The following is a 19,338-nucleotide window of genomic DNA, read 5'->3' on the forward strand; positions in this document are numbered from 1 at the left end:
AGGGGAATTGGAGATTCTGTGGACAACTCAACGACGATTCAGGGCTTTTCATCAATCAGGTTACCTGTGTGCCCATTTGCGGTGAGTCGGTCCAAGGTTCTTGTCTGCAGCTCGCGTTCGGCCGCCGCCGTCACGAAGGCCGCGACCTGTTCCTCACCAACCAAACGCTCCACAGCCAGAGTTGTCACGGCCGAGATCTCCACGGAACGCGTCTCCGCGCGCTGCTCGCGGGGGTGTTGCCGGTCGAGGTGCTCACGCAGATGCCGATTGGCGAACAGGCGCATGGCCCGGGCCAGTTCGGCGTCCACGGTCTGCTGTGCGAGCGGCCGCAGCCGGCGTACGAGCGAGGCCGCCTCGTCCGCCTCGGCGTCGGTCGGCGGATGTCCGCCGAGATAACGCGCGAAGACGTGCTCGGTCGTGAACTCCAGGAAGCACGACGCGATGTGCTCGACCTTGACCCTCAACTCCCGCAGATGACCGGAGATCGCGGACAGCGGAACTCCCGCCGCGTACAACTCGACCGCCACGGACAGTTCTTGGGGGCTCGGGACGAGGAACGAATCCTCGCTGCCGGGCACCCGCTCCAGCACTCCCAGCTCCACGGCGTCCGCCACCGCCGCGTCGTCCGGATTCCCCCCGAAGCGCTCGTCCAGTTCGGCCCGGGAGATCCGCACCGCCCGCTCGTCGGTCCACGGTCCGTCGACCTCCGCGACCAGCCCGAGGATCCCGCCCAGGCCCCGGCCCGTGTCCCACGCCTCCAGGAGCTCCTTGATGGAGGCCAGGGTGTAGCCGCGGTCCAGAAGGTCGGCGATCTGCCGCAGCCGGGCCAGATGCGCGTCCGCGTACACGTTGGCGCGGCCTCGCCGCTCGGGGCGGGGGAGCAGCCCGCGGTCCTGATAGGCGCGGATCGTCCGGACCGTGGCGCCGCTGTGGTGTGCCAGGTCCTCGATGCGGTACACGGCACCGACCGGCTCGTCGCTCACCGCTGCCTGCCTTCCCGGCCTCCCGGGCCGTTACGAGACTGCCGTGCGTCCCAGCGCCCCCGCCGCCGTCCGTGCCGCCGTCCGTGCCCCTGTCCGTGCCGCGGGCGACCGCGCCAGCTGGGCGACGGCCCCGCGCGGCGGGCCCTCCTGCGAGGGATGGTACGACCGCCGCGGACAGCGGGGTACAGCCGCGCCGAGTTCCTTCCCTGTGGTCAACAGGCCCTTGCGCACAGCACTGTTGTGGGCCGCGAGCGAAGAGTGGGCCCGCTCGGCGAGCTGCGCGCCGTGACGCAGGAGACGGACGGCGCCCCACGCCCGGAGGCGGAGCATCGTCGGCGCGGTGACCGCCGTGCCCGCGACCCGGCGGGCGTACCGGCGCGGGCCCTGGCCACCGCGGTGCTGGTACATGGCGAAGGCGACCGCACGGTGCTCGACCTCCTCCGCGCCGTGCCGGCGCACCGCCCCCCTGCCGGCAGCAGCGGGTGCGGCACGTCGATGACGTGGGTGGTGGTCGGCTCGTCCGGTATCCGGTGCGGCGGGGTCCGCTCCCGGTCGGAGGAGACCCGTCGCGGGGCGATCGCGTGCTCCTCGCTCACGGCGGCGGCTCCATGCTCACAGCGGCGGCTCCATCCGCGCGACCGCGCGCAGCGCCCTCGGCGCGAACCGCGCCATCAGGCGGGCGCCGCGCGCCTCCGGGGTCACGGGAACGACCGCCTGATTGCGGACCACCGCGCGCAGGATCGCGTCGGCCACCTTCTCCGGCGGGTAGTTGCGCAGCCCGTAGAGCCGCGCCGCCCTCTTCCGCCGGCGATTCTCCTCGGTGGCGTCGACCCCGGCGAAGTGCGCGGTCGAGGTGATGTTCGTGTTGACGAAGCCGGGGCAGATCGCCGAGACCCCGATGCCCTGGCCGGCCAGCTCCGCGCGCAGGCACTCGCTGAGCATCAGGACGGCCGCCTTGGAGGTGCTGTAGGCGGGCAGCGCCTTCGAGGGCTGGTACGCCGCCGCCGACGCGGTGTTGACGATGTGACCGCCCTGCCCGCGCTCGGCCATCTGCCTCCCGAAGAGCCGGCAGCCGTGGATGACGCCCCACAGGTTGGCGTCGAGGACCCTCTTCCAGTCCTCCGGGGTCGTGTCGAAGAAGGACCCCGACAGTCCGATGCCGGCGTTGTTCACCAGCACGTCCACCACGCCGTACTCGCCGGCGACCTTCTCGGCGAGCTTCTCCATCGCCTGCTCGTCCGAGACGTCGACCGTCTCGGCCCAGGCGTCGGGGGAGCCGATCAGCCGGGACATCTCCGCCGTGCGCACGGCGCCCTCGGCGTCCCGGTCGACGGCCACCACGCGTGCGCCGGCCTCGGCGAACGCGAACGCGATGGCCCGGCCGATGCCACTGCCCGCACCGGTGACCAGCACCAGCTGTCCGCCGAAGCGCTCCGCGTACCTGCCGGTGGCCACGGTGTCCCGTACGGGCACACCGTCCTCGTTGGTGTGCACGAACTCCGTGATCCAGGCCGCCACCTGATCGGGCCGGGTGCGCGGGATCCAGTGCTTGGCGGGAAGCGTGCGGCGCACCAGCTCAGGGGCCCACCGCGCCAAGTCGTCGTAGAGCCGCTCGGAGAGGAACGCGTCCCCCAGCGGCGTGATGAGCTGCACCGGCACATGCGCGTAGGCGTCCGGGCGCGGCCGGCTCAGCCGGGACCGGACGTTGTCGCGGTACAGCCACGCGCCGTGCGCCGCGTCCGTCGGCAGCGACGGGGTCGGGTAGTCGCCCGGGGGCACCCGCTCGATGCGCCGCAGGATCCCCGGCCACCGTTTGCCGAGGGGGCCGCGCCAGGCGAGTTCGGGCAGCGCGGGGGTGTGCAGCAGGTACACGTACCAGGACTTCGCGCCCTGGCCGAGGAGCTGACCCACCCTGCGCGGGGTGGGGCGCCTGACCCGCTGCTTGATCCAGTGCCCGAAGTGGTCGAGGGACGGCCCCGACATCGAGGTGAAGGAGGCGATCCGGCCCTCCGTGCGCGCGACCGTGACGAACTCCCAGGACTGGACCGAACCCCAGTCGTGTCCCACCAGGTGCACCGGCCGGTCCGGGCTGACCGCGTCCACGACCGCCAGGAAGTCGTCCGTCAGCTTCTCCAGGGTGAACCCGCCCCGCAGCGGCCGAGGGGCCGTGGACGCTCCGTGTCCGCGGACGTCGTACAGCACGACGTGAAAGCGCTCGGCGAGGCGCGACGCGACCTCGGACCAGACCTCCTTGGAGTCCGGATAACCGTGCACGAGCACCACCGTGGGTTGTGCCGGGTCACCCAACTCGGCGACGCACAGCTCGATTCCGCCCGTCCGCACCCGGCGCTCACGCGCTCCGTCGAGACTCACTTCTCCTCCGCCCAGCGCCGCACGTGCGGCAGATCGTCGTCCAGCCAGAAGGCGCTCTGCCGCGGATCCCCGGAGTCGGTGACGACCAGGATCTCCTCGAACTTCGCGCCCGTACCCCGGAATCCGAGGTGCGGTTCGACCGCCCACAGCCCCGGCCGGGGCGGATGGTCGGAGAACCGGTACGGAGACCACAACGGTGACCAGCCCTCGCGGTGTCCGCGGAGCGCGTCGGACGCCAGCCCCCGGAGGGACCGCGCGCCGAATCCGAACAGGCGGGGCGACCAGGGGCGCTGCCTCACCCGGTCGACCTTGTGCGCGATCACCCCGAAGGGGTAGGCACGGTGCCGGTTCGCGTATCCCTGGCGGACCATGAGCCGGTCCACGTCCTCGTAGATCTCGCGCAGCGGTCTGCGTTCGCGGACCTCGCGCAGGATCAGCTCGCGGTGCGCCTCCAGGTCGTCGAGCAGCCGGTCCTGCAGGGGATTGAGACCCAGCGAGCCGGAGTATCCGACGTCCGCGGTGAAGCCCCGGTGGACCGGGGCCAGGTCGAGGATGAACGGCATCCCCGGCTCCAGACGCCGGTCGGTGGGGAAGAACTGCGGCGGGACACGGAAGTTCACGAACGCCGTGCGGTCACCGAACCAGGCGAAGGGCAGGTGGAACCAGTCACGCACCCCGCGCTCGCGCAGCCAGTCGCGCTGCATGCGCGCCGCCTCACGCTCGGTCACGCCCGGCCTCAGCTGCGCGGCGACCGCTTCCGCGCAGGCGTAAGCGAGACGCTGGACCTCCCGGAACCCCCGCAGCTCCGCCGAGGGACCGCCCGCCACTGCCGTCGTCATGCCACCGCCCCACCTTGTCCCCATCGACTGCGGTACGTGCCCGTAACTTGACACTGGTGAATGTGACAGTTGTTAGAGGCTCGGTCAATAGGGCCGTCGGACACCTGTGGACAACCGCTCCGATGTGGATGACACCCCCCTGGTTGTTCGACCTCAGGGGGACCCCTACGGGCCTGTACGACCCCAGACGGACGCGGATACAGCTCCACGGGTTGACGACCCCCTGTGGTGCGCGCCACTACCTTCGACCACGTGACTGTGATCGCGACCGAAAGCCTGAGCAAGCGGTACCCACGGGTGACCGCTCTTGACCGGCTCTCCGTGGACGTCGGACCCGGTGTGACCGGACTCGTCGGAGCCAACGGAGCCGGCAAGTCCACACTGATCAAGATCCTGCTGGGTCTGTCCCCCGCCACCGAGGGCCGCGCACGGGTGCTCGGCCTGGACGTCGCCACCGAGGGCGGCGCCATCCGCGAGCGGGTCGGGTACATGCCGGAGCACGACTGCCTGCCCCCCGACGTCTCGGCCACCGAGTTCGTCGTGCACATGGCGCGCATGTCCGGACTCCCGCCCGCCGCCGCCCGCGAACGCACCGCGGACACCCTGCGCCACGTCGGCCTCTACGAGGAGCGCTACCGTCCCATCGGCGGCTACTCGACGGGCATGAAGCAGCGCGTCAAACTCGCGCAGGCGCTCGTCCACGACCCCCAGCTGGTCTTCCTCGACGAGCCGACCAACGGCCTCGACCCGGTCGGCCGCGACGAGATGCTCGGCCTGATCCGCCGTATCCACACCGACTTCGGGATCTCGGTCCTGGTCACCTCCCACCTGCTGGGCGAACTGGAGCGGACCTGCGACCACGTCGTGGTCGTCGACGGCGGCAAGCTGCTGCGGTCCAGCTCCACCACGGACTTCACCCAGAGCACGACGACCCTCGCCATCGAGGTCACCGACACCGACGAGCACCCGGACGGCACCCGCGCGGCGCGCGACGCGCTCCGGGCGCGCGGGGTGGAGACGCACGACGGCAGCGGACTGCCGGGCGCGGGACACGTCCTGCTGCTGACCGCCGACGGGGAGGACACCTACGACCTCGTCCGCGACGTCGTCGCCGACCTCGGCCTCGGCCTGGTCCGCATGGAACAGCGCAGGCACCACATCGCCGAGGTCTTCAAGGACAGCGACACCGAACGCGACGAGCAGCGGAAGGAGGCGGTCGGCCATGGCGGTTGAGCAGCCCCTCGCCCAGAACGGCGAGCAGACCCGGATCCACAACATCGGCTACCGCCACTACGACGGCCCCCGCCTGGGCCGCGCGTACGCCCGCCGCTCCCTGTACTCGCAGTCGCTGCGCGGCTCCTACGGACTCGGCCGCTCGGTCAAGTCCAAGGTGCTGCCCATGCTGCTCTTCGTGGTGATGTGCGTACCCGCGCTCATCATGGTCGCGGTCGCGGTCGCCACCAAGGCGAAGGACCTGCCCGTCGACTACACCCGCTACGCGGTCATCATGCAGGCGGTCATCGGCCTGTACGTCGCCTCCCAGGGACCGCAGTCCGTCTCACGCGACCTGCGTTTCAAGACCGTACCGCTGTACTTCTCGCGCCCCATCGAGACCGTCGACTACGTACGCGCCAAATACGCGGCGCTCGCCTCGGCGCTGTTCGTGCTCACCGCCGCGCCGCTGATCGTGCTCTACGTAGGGGCGCTGCTCGCGAAGCTCGACTTCGCCGACCAGTCCAAGGGCTTCGGACAGGGACTCGTCTCGGTGGCACTGCTGTCGCTGCTCTTCGCCGGCATCGGCCTGGTCATCTCGGCGATCACCCCGCGCCGCGGCTTCGGCATCGCCGCCGTCATCGCCGCCCTGACCATCTCCTACGGGGCGGTCTCCACCGTCCAGGCGATCGCTTTCAACCAGTCCAGCACGGGAGCGGTCCCGTGGCTCGGTCTCTTCTCGCCGATCACCCTCATCGACGGTGTGCAGACGGCCTTCCTCGGCGCCACCTCCGCCTTCCCCGGCGGGGAGGGCCCCTCGTCCGGGCAGGGTGTCGTCTACCTCATCGTCGTCCTGGGCCTCATCGCCGGCTGCTACGGCCTCCTGATGCGCCGCTACCGAAAGGTCGGGCTGTGACCACGCTCAACATCGACCACGTCTCCCGCTGGTTCGGCAACGTGGTGGCGGTCAACGACATCACGATGACGATCGGCCCCGGGGTGACCGGCCTGCTCGGCCCGAACGGAGCCGGGAAGTCCACCCTCATCAACATGATGGGCGGCTTCCTCGCCCCCTCCACGGGCACCGTCACCCTCGACGGCCGCCCGACCTGGCGCAACGAGGACATCTACCGGCACATCGGCATCGTCCCCGAGCGCGAGGCGATGTACGACTTCCTCACCGGCCACGAGTTCGTCGTCGCCAACGCGGAACTGCACGGACTCGGTGCGAAGGCCGCCGGGCGGGCCCTCGCCACGGTCGAGATGGAGTACGCGCAGGACCGCAAGATCTCCACGTACTCCAAGGGCATGCGCCAGCGCGTGAAGATGGCCTCGGCCCTCGTCCACGAGCCGTCCCTGCTGCTGCTCGACGAGCCCTTCAACGGCATGGACCCGCGCCAGCGCATGCAGCTCATGGACCTGCTGCGCCGGATGGGCGACGAGGGCCGCACGGTGCTGTTCTCGTCCCACATCCTCGAAGAGGTCGAGCAGCTCGCCGCCCACATCGAGGTGATCGTCGCCGGCCGGCACGCGGCGAGCGGCGACTTCCGGCGCATCCGCCGGCTGATGACCGACCGCCCGCACCGCTACCTCGTCCGCTCCAGCGACGACCGGACGCTGGCCGCCGCGCTGATCGCCGACCCGTCGACCTCGGGCATCGAAGTGGACCTCGCCGAGGGCGCGCTGCGCGTCCAGGCGGTCGACTTCGGACGGTTCACCACCCTGCTGCCGCGCGTCGCACGCGAACACGGCATCCGACTGCTCACGGTCTCGCCGTCCGACGAGTCCCTCGAGTCCGTCTTCTCGTATCTCGTCGCGGCGTAGGAGGCCGAACATGTACGACCCCACAGTCGCCCGACTCACCTACCGGGGCCTGCTCGGCCGCCGCCGGGCCCTCATCCTCTGTGTGCTGCCCGCCCTGCTCATCGTGATCTCCGTGGCCGTACGCGGCTTCTCCGGAGCCGACGATCAGGTGGCCTCGGACCTGCTCGGCGGGTTCGCGCTCGCCACCATGGTCCCGATCATCGGCGTCATCGCGGGAACGGGCGCGATCGGGCCCGAGATCGACGACGGTTCGGTGGTGTACCTGCTGGCCAAGCCGCTCAAGCGGCCGACGATCATCTTCACCAAACTGATCGTCGCGGTCGCCGTCACCATGGCGTTCTCGGCGGTGCCCACCTTCATCGCGGGCATGATCCTGAACGGCAACGGCCAGCAGATCGCCGTCGCCTACACCGTGGCCGCGCTGGTCGCCTCGATCGCGTACGCGGCACTGTTCCTGCTGCTGGGGACGGTGACCCGGCACGCGGTCGTCTTCGGTCTCGTCTACGCGCTGGTCTGGGAGGCCCTCTTCGGGTCGCTGGTGTCCGGGGCGCGCACGCTCAGCGTCCAGCAGTGGGCGCTCGCGGTGGCCCACAAGGTCACCGGAGGGGACCTCGTCACCTCGGACGTGGGACTGACCACGGCGACGGTACTGCTGGTCGCCGTGACCGTCCTCGCCACCTGGTACGCCGGACAGCGGCTGCGGTCGCTGACGCTGGCCGGCGAGGAGTGAGCCGGGGCTCCACGCACGTGTGGAGCCCCGCTTTCTTGACATCCACTTCACCTCTGTCCGGGCACACTGGACAAAAGGGGACGCGCGGCGAGGAGGAACGGGGATGGCGGAACCGCAGGGTGAGGGACAGCGGGGCGAGGGGCGGCAGGACGAGGGACAGCGGGGCGAGGGGCAGGGGAGTGAGGGGCCGCGGGGGGCCGGGGACCTCTGGGACGACGTCGTTCTCGACGAGGACTTCATACGGTCCGCGGGGACGGCCGAGCCGTCCGCCCGCTCCCGTATGCTCGCGGCCCGCTGGCGAGAAGGGGGACCGGATCCGCAGCCCTGGCGCTCCGACGAGCCGCCCGCGGGGTGGTTCTTCAGCAAGGCCCGCCGCCGCAGGTGGCGCCGCAAGTAGCCGCGACGTCCGCACGCGGCCCGCGGTCACCGTCGCGCGGTCCTCGCGCCGTCCCCGCACCGCCCTCGCGCGGTCTTAATCGGTGGCGCCCAAAGCGGCTTACGGGCACAGTAGTTGTGTCCACGTCGCCGCATCCGGCCGGCGCCGCATTCTGGGAGAGGAGCGCGACGATGTTCATCAGGAGCAGTTCGTCGAGCTCCCGACAGGGCAGCCCGCGGCGGGTTCCGGAGTAGCCACCTCTCCGTCGAACCCGCTCCGCACGGGGGGCTGCCCGGGGCGGCCGCTTCGAGCGCGCATCTCGCGCGGGCCGCCCACCCGGAGGATTGGCCGAGTGGAAAGGCACCGGCTTGCTAAGCCGTGGTCGGGGCTGGAAACCCCGCGCGCGTTCGATCCGCGCATCCTCCGCGAGACACCATGACCGGACCCGCGAACCGCGGGCCCCGCGAGGGCCGGGTCCGGCACTTCCAGCCCGGAGCCCTTGGTGCCGCGCGCCAGGGGTCCCATGATCCCCGGTGGGCGCACGAACAGCTATGCGAACCCGCCGCGTTGCCGGGGTCGCCCGAAGACACCCGGTCCGAGGACGACCCTCCGCCTCGCGAGGCACCGCGTCCGACGTCGCGCGCCGATCCACCGGGGATCACGGGGCAGTCCTCAGCCCAGCAACCGTTCCAGCACCACCGCGATGCCGTCCTCGTCGTTCGAGGACGTCACCTCGTCCGCGACCGCCTTGAGTTCCTCGTGGGCGCCCGCCATCGCCACGCCACGCGCCGCCCAGGCGAACATCGGGATGTCGTTGGGCATGTCGCCGAAGGCGATGGTGTCCGCGGCCCGTACGCCGAGGCGACGGGCGGCGAGGGAGAGCCCGGTCGCCTTGGAGAGGCCGAGGGGGAGAAGTTCCACGATGCCCGCGCCCGCCATCGTGACGCCGACCAGGCCACCGGCGACCTGCGCGGCCACCGCGGCGAGCTCGTCGTCGGAGAGCGTCGGGTGCTGGACGTACACCTTGTTCAGCGGCGCCGACCAGAGATCCGCGGCGTCCTTGATCGGCACGACCGGGAGCGGACCGTCATGCGTCCGGTACCCGGGGCCGACCAGCACCTCGCCGTCGAGCCCGTCACGGCTCGCCGCGAGCAGCAGCGGACCGACCTCCGCCTCGATCTTGGCGAGCGCCAGACCGGCCAGCTGCCGGTCCAGCGTCACCGAGGTGAGCAGGCGGTGCTCCCCCGCGTGGTAGACCTGCCCGCCCTGGCCGCACACCGCGAGCCCCTCGTAGCCGAGGTCGTCGAGAATGTGCCGGGTCCAGGGCACCGCGCGGCCGGTGACGACGATGTGGGCCGCGCCCGCCGCGGTGGCCGCGGCGAGCGCGTCACGTGTCCGCGCCGAGACCGTGTCGTCGGAGCGCAGCAGCGTCCCGTCGAGGTCGGTCGCGACGATCTTGTACGGGAACGCTCCGGCGGGGCCGGTCGATCCGGTGGTGCGGCTGCTCACTTGGAGATCGGCTCCAGGACCTCACGCCCGCCGAGGTAGGGGCGCAGCACCTCGGGCACCCGCACGGAGCCGTCGGACAGCTGGTGGTTCTCCAGGATCGCCACGATCGTGCGCGGTACGGCGCACAGGGTGCCGTTCAGCGTGGAGAGCGGCTGCACCTTCTTGCCGTCGCGCATGCGTACGGACAGCCGGCGGGCCTGGAAGCCGTCACAGTTCGAGGCCGAGGTCAGCTCGCGGTACTTGCCCTGGGTCGGGATCCACGCCTCGCAGTCGAACTTGCGGGAGGCGGAGGAGCCGAGGTCGCCCGAGGCCACGTCGATCACCTGGAAGGGCAGTTCGAGGCCGGTCAGCCACTGCTTCTCCCACTCCAGGAGCCGCTGGTGCTCGTTCTCCGCGTCCTCGGGGGCCACGTACGAGAACATCTCGACCTTGTCGAACTGGTGCACGCGGAAGATGCCGCGGGTGTCCTTGCCGTAGGTGCCGGCCTCGCGGCGGAAGCACGGCGAGAAGCCGGCGTACCGCATGGGCAGTTGGTCGGCGTCGAGGATCTCGTCCATGTGGTACGCCGCGAGCGGGACCTCGGAGGTGCCGACCAGGTAGTAGTCGTCCTTCTCCAGGTGGTACACGTTCTCCGCGGCCTGGCCGAGGAAGCCGGTGCCCTCCATGGCGCGCGGGCGGACCAGCGCGGGGGTGAGCATCGGGATGAAGCCTGCTTCGGTGGCCTGCGCGATGGCCGCGTTGACGAGGGCGAGCTCCAGGAGGGCGCCGACGCCGGTGAGGTAGTAGAAGCGCGAGCCGGACACCTTGGCGCCCCGCTCGACGTCGATGGCGCCGAGCGCCTCGCCGAGCTCCAGGTGGTCCTTGGGCTCGAAGCCCTCGGCGCCGAAGTCACGGATCGTGCCGTGCGTCTCGAGGACGACGAAGTCCTCCTCGCCGCCGACCGGGACGTCCGGGTGGACCAGGTTGCCGAGCTGCAGGAGGAGCCGCTTGGTCTCCTCGTCCGTCTCGTGCTGCTCGGCGTCGGCGGCCTTGACGGCGGCGGCGAGTTCGCCGGCCTTCTTCAGCAGCCCGGCCTTCTCGTCACCGGAGGCCTTCGGGATCAGCTTGCCGAGCGCTTTCTGCTCGGAACGGAGTTCGTCGAAGCGGACGCCGGACGACCTGCGCCGCTCGTCGGCGGAGAGGAGGGAGTCGACGAGCGCGACGTCCTCTCCACGGGCGCGCTGCGACGCACGCACACGGTCGGGGTCCTCACGGAGCAGGCGAAGGTCAATCACCCCACAAGGCTACCGGTGCGCGCTTCCGGCCATCGACTCGATATTCCACTCCGTTACGTGTGTCACGTTATGAGTGGAATGCCGGATCGAATCTCTTGATCATCCATTGCCGTCAATAAAAGGGACCCCACTCCCTGAAACGGGGCAGACGGCGGCGTTCCGGTTGACTGGACTCCCTTGTGGTGACCGGGATTTGAGAAGGGGTTGTCCACAGGCATCCGCCTATCGAAAAGTTATCCACAGGCTGTGTGGAAGATCTGTGGACCACGGAGTTGATCGTTCCGAAAGCCGCATGCCGGGCAGCGAATTCCCGGGTCAAACCACCTCTACACCCACGTTCGAGTGGAAATGCTTCGCTCCAAAGGATTGATCAAGGCAAATGGGTGGACGAGGGGTGACGTGAGGGTCTGTGGACGAAGTGGGGGCCTGTAGGCCGATTTGTCGACGATGTAGTGCTTCGTTGTCGACTTGTCCCCAGGTCGAGAAGCGCACCTGTGGATAACATCTGTGGATGACGAATATCTGCAGGTAGGACCGGCCGGAAAGAGGCGTTTCGACGGCCCGGCGAGCTGCTCAGAACCGGCCGTCCTGGCAGCGTGCGAGCCAGTCCGAAGCGGCGGAGAACTCGCTGTCCGACATGCCCGCCCGAGGAGGGCGCACCTCCTTGGGGTCGACTTCCGCACGCGGGTACGAACCGAGGAAACGCACCTGTGGGTAGACCCGCTTGAGTCCCATGAGCGCCTCGCCCACCCGGCGGTCCGAGATGTGTCCCTCGGCGTCGATGGCGAAGCAGTAGTTGCCGATGCCCTCCCCGGTCGGCCGGGACTGCAGCAGCATCAGGTTGACCCCGCGCACCGCGAACTCCTGGAGCAGTTCGAGGAGGGCACCCGGGTGGTCGTCGCGCTGCCAGACGACCACGGACGTCTTGTCCGCTCCGGTCGGTGCCGCGGGCCGGGCGGGTCGTCCCACCAGCACGAAGCGCGTCTGCGCGTTCTCCGCGTCGTGGATCTCGGTCTCCAGCGCCACGAGTCCGTACCTGGCCGCCGCGAACTCGCCCGCGAAGGCCGCGTCGTAACGGCCCTCCTGTACGAGACGCGCGCCGTCCGCGTTCGAGGCCGCGGACTCCCACAGGACGTCCGGCAGGTTGTTCCGCAGCCAGTTGCGCACCTGTGGCTGCGCGGCGGGGTGCGCGGTCACCGTCTTGATCTCCGACAGCTTGGTGCCGGGCCTGACCAGCAGGGCGAAGGTGATCGACAGCAGCACCTCGCGGTAGATCATCAGCGGCCTGCCCGCGACCAGCTCGTCGAGGGTCGTGGTGATGCCGCCCTCCACCGAGTTCTCGATCGGGACGAAGGCGGCCTCCACCTCGCCGTTGCGTACCGCGTCCAGTGCCGCGGGGACCGACACCATGGGGACGAGCTCGCGGGTGGCGGTCTCCGGGAGAGTGCGCAGGGCGACTTCGGTGAAGGTGCCTTCAGGACCGAGATACGCATAGCTGGCTGACATGACCTCACCCTAATGGGCCTGGTGCGACCCGGCTCGCGGCCGCGGGAACAGCACCCGAAGGAGGACGCGCTCAGCCCGCTCAGCCCTCCAGCAGCCGCTGCCCCACGTACTCCCCCGGTGCCGCCCCGCCCGGCACCGCGAACAGTCCGCTCGCCTCGTGACGGATGAACGCGGACAGGGCGTCGCCCCGGTCGAGCTTGCGCTGCACCGGGACGAAGCCGCGCAGCGGATCGGCCTGCCAGCAGACGAACAGCAGGCCCGCGTCGGGCACCCCGTCCGGGCCGAAGCCGTCGTGGAAGGAGAACGGGCGGCGCAGCAGGGCGGCGCCACCGTTCTGGTCGGGCCGGGTGATACGGGCGTGGGCGTTGACGGGGACGACCAGGTCGCCCGAGGCGTCGGTCTTGTCGAGGTCCATCGCGGTGGTCTCGGAGCCCCCCGACAACGGCGCGCCGGTCGCCTTCTTCCGCCCGATGACGTCCTCCTGGGCTCCGACCGAGAGCTTCTCCCAGTCGTCGAGGAGCATGCGGATCCGGCGTACGACGGCGTAGGAGCCGTCCCTCATCCACGCCGGGTCGCCGGAGGCGGGTACGAAGACGCGCTGGTCGAAGTCGGGCTCGGACGGTTTCGGATTCCGCGTGCCGTCGATCTGGCCCATCAGATTGCGGGCCGTCATGGGGCGGGAGGTGGCACCGGGTGAGCGGTTGAAGCCGTTCATCTGCCAGCGCACCCGGGCCGCGCCGTCCGCGTCCTTCTGGACCGCGCGCAGGGCGTGGAAGGCGACCAGCGCGTCGTCCGCGCCGATCTGCACCCACAGGTCGCCGTCGCTGCGTGTCCTGTCGAGGTGGTCGGAGGAGAAGTCGGGCAGCGGGTCGAGGGCGACCGGGCGCTGCTTCTCCAGACCCGTACGCGCGAAGAAGCTGTGGCCGAAGCCGAAGGTGACCGTCAGCGACGACGGGCCGGCGTCGCGGGCGACGTCCGTGTCCTCGTGCGCGGCCGCCTCGCCCGCCATCAGGCGCTGGGCCGTCGTCGACCAGCGGCGCAACAGCGCGGCGGCCTCCTTGCGGCCCGCGCCGGGGGTCAGATCGAAGGCGACGAGATGGCCGCGGGCCTGGAGCGGGGTGGTGATGCCGGGCTGATGTTTCCCGTGAAACATCACCGTGTCCGCGCCCAGCGAGGTCAGGGGCGCGGACCGGTCGGCCGTGGGCGCCACCGCGTATCCGGCGGCGCCGCCGGCCGCGCCCAGCGCGAGCCCGCCGGCACCGGCGGTGCCGAGCAGCCGGCGCCGGGAGAAGGCCCCCTTGGGCCCCTGAGGAGGGGATTGGTCAAGGGTGTCCTGCCGGCCGGCGGTGCCCCTCGTGGAAGAGGCCTTGGACTGGTCAGCCATGGTGTGGTTCAGCCGATCTTCGCGTTCTTGTTCACGGTCGCCTGGTCGATGTCGGAGGTGCGCACGGTCACCGCGATCTTCCAGTCGCCCGCCATGGGGATCTGCACACCGACAGCCGACCAGTGGCCGGTGGCGATGCGGTCGGGGGTCACGGGCAGCGGCCCGATCTTCTTCGCCTCCAGGGTGAAGGCGACCTTGACCTCGGGGACGTCGAAGGCCTTGCCGTTCGGCCGTACGACGAAGACGTGCATCTCGTTGGCGCCGACGCGGGCCGGGTCGAGGGTGACCTCCACGGTGCCCTTGCCGTCCTCACCGCCGGTGTCGAACGGGATCTTCAGGGAGAGCGGCCCGGACCGCTGGGAGGCGGCCGCGGTGGCTCCCTTGGCCTCCTCCTCGGTACGTCCCGGCTCGGTGGACGTCAGCACGGTCGTCACCGCCAGCAGGACGATCGCGACGCCCGCCTCGGCGAGCACCGAACGGCGCAGACCCGTACGGACCGGATCGGCGTCGCGGACGCGCTTCTGCCGCGTGGTGGCCACGGCGGTCCGCTGCCGGGCCAGTTGGGCGGCGCGGCGCGCGTCCCCGGAGCCGGCGGCCACCGTCGCGGGTTCCTTCTCCGCGGCGCGCTGCTCCACCAGTCGGGGCGCCACGGCCGGTGCCTCGGACAGCTGTGCCGTCCAGCGGCGCGAGATCCAGCCGATGCCGACGAGCACCGCCACCAGGGCGACCTTGACGAGCAGCAGCCGGCCGTACGAGGTGCCGGTGAGCGCCGACCAGGACCCGACCTGGCGCCACGACTGGTAGAGGCCGGTCGCGGCCAGCACGGTCACGCCGCCGAACGCGACGCGGGAGAAGCGCCGCACGGCCGCGGCTTCGATCTGTTCCCCGGCGGGTGCCCTGAACAGGACCACGAGCAGTGTCGACAGCCCGCCCAGCCAGACGGCCACCGCCAGCAGGTGCAGGACGTCGACGGGCATCGCGAGGTCGGCCTGGATGCCGGTCGAGGCGTGCTCGGCCATCGCCCAGCTCGCGGCCAGACCCGCCGCGACGACGGCGCCGCCGATCGCGAGCCCGAAGGTGAGGTCCTTCCTGTCGGCATCCGCGACGACCTCCGCGCCCGCGACGCCCTCCGCACCCTGGGTGCGGCCGACCCGCACGGAACGGCCCGCTCCCCGGGAACGACCGGCACCATCGGCGCGATCGTCGGTGTCGGTGTCGGTGTCGGTGTCGGTGTCGGCCGTGGACGTGGCCGTGCCGTCGGTCATGGTGCTGTCGTCGGAGGCCCCGGCGCCGTCGGCCGTGGCACCCACGGCGTCCTCGGCGGTGGCTTCGGCGTCGCCCGGGCGTGCGTACGCGCCGAAGAGCACCGCGATGAACAGTGCCGCCGCGGCGAGCAGCAGCAGTCGGGAGACCAGCGCGGCGCCCGACTTGGTCTGCAGCACCTCGGCGAGCAGCGACAGGTCGAAGATGTCGCCGATCCTGCCGGAGCCGACGTAGGAGCCGCGCAGGAGCAGCAGGGCGAGCGTGGCACCGGTCAGCGCGAGCCACCCGGAGACCACGAGCCGCTGGACCGCGCGGACCCCGGCACCCCGCTGCCAGCAGAGGAGCACGAAGGCCGCGCCGCCGACCAGCAGGATGAAACCGGCGTACGAGACGTAGCGCCCGATGCCGTAGAGCGTTCCGACGACTCCGCCGCCGACCGCCGTGTCGGACAGTGCCACGGAGGTCTGCGAGGGCGCGCCGATGGAGAAGGTGAACGCGCCCGACACGGGGTGGCTGTCCGCCGAGACCACCTGGTAGGTCACGGTGAACGTCCCGTCGGGCAGTCCCGCGTGCAGCTTCACCCCGTAGGTGGTGCCGCCCGTCTCGAACGGTTTGCCGGTGTCGACGCGTTTGCCCTTGGGGTCGAGCACGCGCACGGCGCCGTCGGACATCGCCACCTTCTCGGAGAAGGTGAGCGCGACCTGGTCGGGCGCCTGAGTGACCACCGCTCCCTGCTGCGGGTTGCTCCCGGTCAGCGCGGCGTGCGCGGAGACCGGGGCGGCGCCGGCGAGGACCGCGCCGGTGACGGCGAGGAACAGCAGCAGCAGCGTCCGTATCCGGAAAGCGGCGGTGGTGGCGCCGCGGACCCGCCCACGGACGGCGGCACGGCGGGGAGCGGTGGTCTGTGTCACGGTGATCCCTCCCTCAGTGCCCGGTCTTCGGGTTGTACGTCGCGGACTTGACCGGCATGGAGACCTTCACCGTGCCGGTCCTGGCGAAGTGGAGCGTCAGCGACACCTTCTCGCCCTCCCTCGGTCTGTGGGTGAGCTTTTCGAACATGAGGTGGTTGCCGCCGCTCGCGAAGGCGAGCGTGCCGTCCGCGGGTATCGCGAACGACTTCTCCTCCTCCATCGCGCCGCCCTTGGTGGAGTGCAGCGTGACGTCGTCGGAGAGGTCGCTGGTGACCGAGGTGAGCGTGTCGGTGCCACCCGAGTTGGTGACGGTGAAGAACCCGGCCGCCATGGTGTCCGCCACGGGGGCGGGCATGTAGGCCCCGGTGACCGTCAGTTCGGGCTTGGAGGACGCGGAGGACGCGGAGGACGCGGAATCGTCCGAGCCGCAGCCCGCCAGTGCCAGTGCCAGTGCCAGCGCCGCGGCCGTCAGCGCCGCGGCTCCCATGGGTCGCCTCACGGGTTCTCCCCCTTGATCAGCTTGGGGAGGTCCTTGGTGTAGTCGTCGACGGTGGCGGCCTCGCTGTACAGCACATAGCCCTTGTCGGTCTTCGGCGAGAACGCGATGACCTGGGTGCCGTGCACGGAGACGAGCTTGCCGTCCTTGTCCTTGGTGGTCGGCTCGATGGTGATGCCGAGGGTCCGGGCGCCGGCCTGGACGGTGGCGAAGTCGCCGGTCAGGCCGGTGAAGTCGGGGTCGATCCCCTTGAGCCATTTGCCGAGCGCGGCGGGGGTGTCACGTCCCGGGTCGGTGGTGACGAACACGACGCGGAGCGCGTCCTGCTCGGCCTTGGGGAGCTGCTTCCTGGCGACGGCGAGGTTGCTCATCGTCGTGGGGCAGACGTCGGGGCAGTGGGTGTAACCGAAGTAGATCAACGTCGGGCGACCCTTGGTCTCCGCGAGGAAGTCGTACTTCTTGCCGTGGGTGTCGGTGAGGACGAGATCCGGTTTCTCGAACGGATTGTCGAGGACCGTCGCGGCCCGGCCGGATCCGGCTTCGGCGGACACGTCGGCGATCGGCTTGCTGCCGCCGTCACCGCTGCCGCAGGCGGAGAGGCTCAGTGCGGCGGCGGCGAACAGGGCGGCGGCGGCATACGTCTTCTTGCGCATAGAAAAATGTCCCAGATGTGAGGGCTCCGGTGTGCACCGGGGTCGTACGGCTCCGTCGACGGAGCCGTACGACCTGCCGGTGCACACCGGACGGGGTGCTGTGGGCCTCAGGCGCCGACGCGCCGGCGGCCGGCCACCACGCCGTACGCCACGCCCGCGACGCCGACGACGATGCCCACGACGCCCAGCACGCGGGCCGTGGTGTCCGTGTCGGAGGAGGAGGAGGAGGAGGAGGAGGCCGAGGCGGTGTCCTTGGCGGCCGGACGGGAGGTGTCGGAGGCGTCCTCGGCGGCGCTGGAGCCGTGGTGGCCGTCCTCGGAGGCGGCGGAGAGGGCGAGGACCGGAGCCGGGTTCTCGGGCTCCTCCGCACCCTCCTTCTGCGGCTCGATCCAGCGTACGACCTCGTTGTTGTCGTACGTCTGGATCGCCTTGAAGACCAACGCGTCGGCGTCCTCGGGCAGCTGGCCCACGGAGAGCGGGAACTTCTGGAAGAAGCCCGGCTCGATGCCCTTGCCGGTGGCGGTCCAGGTCACCTTGGAGACGGCCTCGGAGATCTTCTCGCCGTGGATCGTGAGCGGCTTGGCCAGCTTGCTCTTGGTGATCTTCACGGACCAGCCCTCGAGCGGCTGCGGCATGACGGACGCGAGCGGGTGATCGGCGGGGAGGTTCACCTCGACCTTGGTGGTCGCGGAGTCGTCACGTTCGTTGGGGACCTTGAAGTCGACGACGGCGTACCCGCCCTTGGCGGCGGGGCCCTCCGGCTGGACGCTGACGTGCGCGAAGGCCGGGACGGACAGGGCGAGAACGGCCGAGGCGGCGACGGCACCGGCGGCGGCGATACGGGAAGCCTTCATGGAAGAGGACACTCCACTTTCAGTCCGATGAGGAAGGGGTGTGCGCGCCGACAGCCGCGGAGCGGAGCCCCGTGCGGGGCGTCGTCGGGCACGCGCGCGTGCCGCACGGCGGCGGCCCCTTCGTGATCGTGAAGTGGTGCGCCGTGTCAGGCAGCGAGGACGAGAGCGGTGGAGCGTGGTGGTCCGCGCCGGACGACGGAGTGCTGAAGAGCGGTGGTGCGCGGTTCGGGCGCGGCCCGCGGTGCCCGGCGCGCCGGGCGGGGCACCGCGCTCGGCGTCCCCGGGAGTCCGGCCCGCAGGGCGCGTACGAGCTTGAGCGCGGCGCGCAGGGACCGTACGAGCGCGCCCTCCGCGACCCCGTGCGCGGACAGCCGCATCAGCCGCAGCAGCGCCATGTCACCGCGGCGCAGGACCCATCCTGCGGCGACCGCCGCGAGGACGTGGGCGAGCAGCATCGGCAGTGAGGGCAGCAACCCCATCGCGGAGCCCGCCGTGGACGGCATCGCGTCCGCGGGATGCATCGGCATCGACGGCATCTGCGGCATCGACGGCATCGACGGCATGGGCACGGTCTGCGTCATGTCCGTGCCGAGTCCCGCGTCGGCCAGGATCTTCTGGGCCTGCGCGGGGCTGATCGCCGCCGCGGTCGTGCCGCACACGATGCGGGCGGCGCGCTGCACGAGCGACGCGTCGGTCATCGGCGTGGAGCCGGAGACCGTCGCGGCGGAAGCGGACACACCGAGTCCGAAGAGCGTGTGCAGCGCGGTCTGCCCCAGGGCGAGCACGGCGGCGATGCCCGGAAGCGCCCGTTCGCGTCCCGCCAGCGGGGCCGCGACGGCGAAGACGGCGAGGAAGCCCGCGCCCAGGGTCCACAGCGGGACGGTCGTGCAGGAGGCGATCCCATGACCGGCCGCGGCCAGCACGACGCAGACCGCGGCGAACACCGCGGCCCGCAGAATCCGGAGCTCTTGTCCGGAGCGCGCCCTGCGTGGGTGGGGGGCAGTCATGGCGGGCTCATCATCGCACTGGCCGCGCCCGCGCCCCGCGGCAGGTCCGCAAGGTGACGTCGCGCGAGGTACGGCCGGGAAGGTGGCCATCTGGGCGCAACCGTCCGCACATACACCCTCGCTGACGCGCACGCATCCGCCGTA

18 protein-coding genes and 1 tRNA gene are annotated in these 19,338 nt (G+C 71.0%); 6 read left to right on the forward strand and 13 right to left on the reverse strand.

What is annotated here, in order from left to right; translation table 11 throughout:
* Positions 1–38: 38 nt before the first annotated feature.
* The 4 genes from GFH48_RS20675 to GFH48_RS20690 form a co-directional block, all read right to left on the reverse strand.
* Positions 39–983, reverse strand: coding sequence for a MerR family transcriptional regulator (locus GFH48_RS20675; protein ID WP_153289677.1), 945 nt, complete (start codon positions 981–983; stop codon positions 39–41).
* A 30-nt stretch (positions 984–1,013) separates the two neighbouring features.
* Positions 1,014–1,442, reverse strand: a complete 429-nt coding sequence (locus GFH48_RS20680; RefSeq protein WP_153289678.1) for a metal-dependent hydrolase — start codon at positions 1,440–1,442, stop codon at positions 1,014–1,016.
* A gap of 153 nt (positions 1,443–1,595) precedes the next feature.
* Positions 1,596–3,356 carry an SDR family oxidoreductase gene (locus GFH48_RS20685; RefSeq protein WP_153289679.1) on the reverse strand — a complete coding sequence of 587 codons (1,761 nt, stop codon included), beginning with the start codon at positions 3,354–3,356 and terminating at the stop codon, positions 1,596–1,598.
* On the reverse strand, positions 3,353–4,195 hold the full coding sequence (locus GFH48_RS20690; RefSeq protein WP_153289680.1) for a M24 family metallopeptidase: 843 nt from the start codon (positions 4,193–4,195) through the stop codon (positions 3,353–3,355). Before GFH48_RS20690 ends, GFH48_RS20685 begins: the two co-directional genes overlap by 4 nt.
* Before the next feature lie 258 nt (positions 4,196–4,453).
* On the opposite strand from GFH48_RS20690, the gene GFH48_RS20695 reads away from it, so the two are divergent.
* From GFH48_RS20695 to GFH48_RS20720, 6 genes are all read left to right on the forward strand, one after another.
* A complete protein-coding gene (locus tag GFH48_RS20695) occupies positions 4,454–5,428 on the forward strand; it encodes an ABC transporter ATP-binding protein (RefSeq protein WP_153293028.1) in 975 nt (324 codons plus the stop codon).
* Entirely contained in the window at positions 5,418–6,323 is a 906-nt protein-coding gene (locus GFH48_RS20700; protein ID WP_153289681.1) for an ABC transporter permease, read from the forward strand. The genes GFH48_RS20695 and GFH48_RS20700 overlap by 11 nt, the downstream gene beginning before the upstream one ends.
* A complete protein-coding gene (locus tag GFH48_RS20705; protein ID WP_153289682.1) occupies positions 6,320–7,231 on the forward strand; it encodes an ABC transporter ATP-binding protein in 912 nt (303 codons plus the stop codon). The genes GFH48_RS20700 and GFH48_RS20705 overlap by 4 nt, the downstream gene beginning before the upstream one ends.
* 10 nt (positions 7,232–7,241) lie before the next feature.
* Positions 7,242–7,961, forward strand: a complete 720-nt coding sequence (locus GFH48_RS20710; protein WP_153289683.1) for an ABC transporter permease — start codon at positions 7,242–7,244, stop codon at positions 7,959–7,961.
* 103 nt (positions 7,962–8,064) lie between these two features.
* The gene (locus GFH48_RS20715; protein WP_153289684.1) at positions 8,065–8,358 is read left to right on the forward strand and encodes an SGM_3592 family protein; all 294 of its coding nucleotides are present in this window, start codon (positions 8,065–8,067) and stop codon (positions 8,356–8,358) included.
* A gap of 317 nt (positions 8,359–8,675) precedes the next feature.
* A tRNA-Ser gene (locus GFH48_RS20720) sits at positions 8,676–8,763 on the forward strand.
* A gap of 246 nt (positions 8,764–9,009) precedes the next feature.
* On the opposite strand, the gene GFH48_RS20725 is transcribed toward GFH48_RS20720, so the two are convergent.
* The 9 genes from GFH48_RS20725 to GFH48_RS20765 all read right to left on the reverse strand — a co-directional run bounded on the left by GFH48_RS20725 (position 9,010) and on the right by GFH48_RS20765 (position 19,194).
* The gene (locus GFH48_RS20725; protein WP_153289685.1) at positions 9,010–9,846 is read right to left on the reverse strand and encodes an HAD family hydrolase; all 837 of its coding nucleotides are present in this window, start codon (positions 9,844–9,846) and stop codon (positions 9,010–9,012) included.
* Entirely contained in the window at positions 9,843–11,120 is a 1,278-nt protein-coding gene (serS, locus tag GFH48_RS20730; RefSeq protein ID WP_153289686.1) for a serine--tRNA ligase, read from the reverse strand. The genes GFH48_RS20725 and serS overlap by 4 nt, the downstream gene beginning before the upstream one ends.
* A 573-nt stretch (positions 11,121–11,693) precedes the next feature.
* Positions 11,694–12,626, reverse strand: a complete 933-nt coding sequence (pheA, locus tag GFH48_RS20735; protein ID WP_153289687.1) for a prephenate dehydratase — start codon at positions 12,624–12,626, stop codon at positions 11,694–11,696.
* A 79-nt stretch (positions 12,627–12,705) separates the two neighbouring features.
* Positions 12,706–14,010: an iron uptake transporter deferrochelatase/peroxidase subunit gene (efeB, locus tag GFH48_RS20740; RefSeq protein ID WP_153289688.1), complete on the reverse strand. Its 1,305-nt coding sequence runs from the start codon at positions 14,008–14,010 to the stop codon at positions 12,706–12,708.
* 8 nt (positions 14,011–14,018) lie between these two features.
* A complete protein-coding gene (locus tag GFH48_RS20745) occupies positions 14,019–16,109 on the reverse strand; it encodes a copper resistance CopC/CopD family protein (protein WP_153293029.1) in 2,091 nt (696 codons plus the stop codon).
* Between the two features lie 88 nt (positions 16,110–16,197).
* Positions 16,198–16,683 (reverse strand): copper chaperone PCu(A)C, encoded by a 486-nt coding sequence (locus GFH48_RS20750; protein WP_153289689.1) that lies wholly within the window; start codon positions 16,681–16,683, stop codon positions 16,198–16,200.
* Positions 16,680–17,333: an SCO family protein gene (locus tag GFH48_RS20755; protein WP_153289690.1), complete on the reverse strand. Its 654-nt coding sequence runs from the start codon at positions 17,331–17,333 to the stop codon at positions 16,680–16,682. Before GFH48_RS20755 ends, GFH48_RS20750 begins: the two co-directional genes overlap by 4 nt.
* A gap of 107 nt (positions 17,334–17,440) precedes the next feature.
* Positions 17,441–18,187, reverse strand: a complete 747-nt coding sequence (locus GFH48_RS20760) for a YcnI family copper-binding membrane protein (RefSeq protein WP_153289691.1) — start codon at positions 18,185–18,187, stop codon at positions 17,441–17,443.
* A gap of 146 nt (positions 18,188–18,333) precedes the next feature.
* Complete coding sequence (locus GFH48_RS20765; protein ID WP_153289692.1) at positions 18,334–19,194, reverse strand: hypothetical protein; 861 nt, start codon at positions 19,192–19,194, stop codon at positions 18,334–18,336.
* Positions 19,195–19,338: the final 144 nt, after the last annotated feature.

The organism is Streptomyces fagopyri, from assembly GCF_009498275.1.
GTDB classification, from domain to species: domain Bacteria; phylum Actinomycetota; class Actinomycetes; order Streptomycetales; family Streptomycetaceae; genus Streptomyces; species Streptomyces fagopyri.

What these genes read in the sequence shown, in the direction of transcription:
- GFH48_RS20710 (WP_153289683.1), top strand. Translation starts at nt 7,242, where the DNA reads ATGTACGACCCCACAGTCGCCCGACTCACCTACCGGGGCCTGCTCGGC.
- GFH48_RS20760 (WP_153289691.1), bottom strand. Translation starts at nt 18,187, where the DNA reads ATGAAGGCTTCCCGTATCGCCGCCGCCGGTGCCGTCGCCGCCTCGGCC.
- GFH48_RS20700 (WP_153289681.1), top strand. Translation starts at nt 5,418, where the DNA reads ATGGCGGTTGAGCAGCCCCTCGCCCAGAACGGCGAGCAGACCCGGATC.
- GFH48_RS20755 (WP_153289690.1), bottom strand. Translation starts at nt 17,333, where the DNA reads ATGCGCAAGAAGACGTATGCCGCCGCCGCCCTGTTCGCCGCCGCCGCA.
- GFH48_RS20765 (WP_153289692.1), bottom strand. Translation starts at nt 19,194, where the DNA reads ATGACTGCCCCCCACCCACGCAGGGCGCGCTCCGGACAAGAGCTCCGG.
- pheA (WP_153289687.1), bottom strand. Translation starts at nt 12,626, where the DNA reads ATGTCAGCCAGCTATGCGTATCTCGGTCCTGAAGGCACCTTCACCGAA.
- efeB (WP_153289688.1), bottom strand. Translation starts at nt 14,010, where the DNA reads ATGGCTGACCAGTCCAAGGCCTCTTCCACGAGGGGCACCGCCGGCCGG.
- GFH48_RS20690 (WP_153289680.1), bottom strand. Translation starts at nt 4,195, where the DNA reads ATGACGACGGCAGTGGCGGGCGGTCCCTCGGCGGAGCTGCGGGGGTTC.
- GFH48_RS20715 (WP_153289684.1), top strand. Translation starts at nt 8,065, where the DNA reads ATGGCGGAACCGCAGGGTGAGGGACAGCGGGGCGAGGGGCGGCAGGAC.